The 290-nt window shown below is 36.2% G+C and carries 1 pseudogene; it reads left to right on the plus strand.

The window, feature by feature from the left end:
• Positions 1-290, plus strand: a pseudogene (locus tag C1G53_RS12180) (ABC transporter permease); the annotation flags it as partial.

A 290-nucleotide genomic window follows, 5' to 3' on the forward strand; every position in this document is an offset into this window, starting at 1 on the left:
GACTGGACAATTCTATTCAGTCAGATTGTCTATTATTTAATTGAAATTACCACTGGTATCCTTTTGATCTACTTCTCTATATCTGTCGGTCAATTATTCAAGGATCATCGCTTCCTCTTTGCAATCTTGACTTATATCGGCATTCTCATCGTTACTGGAGTATTTAGCACTTTCTTTGTCCTAAGTAACCTAGGAACAGCTTATTCTACACCATTTTCTCTCTATCCAAGTCCAGTCTTAGCATTAGTCAATATTATCCTAGCTTTTGCTTACTACTTTGGAACCCACTT

It is taken from the genome of Streptococcus suis (assembly GCF_002960445.1).
In the GTDB taxonomy this organism is placed as follows: Bacteria; Bacillota; Bacilli; order Lactobacillales; family Streptococcaceae; genus Streptococcus; species Streptococcus hyiners.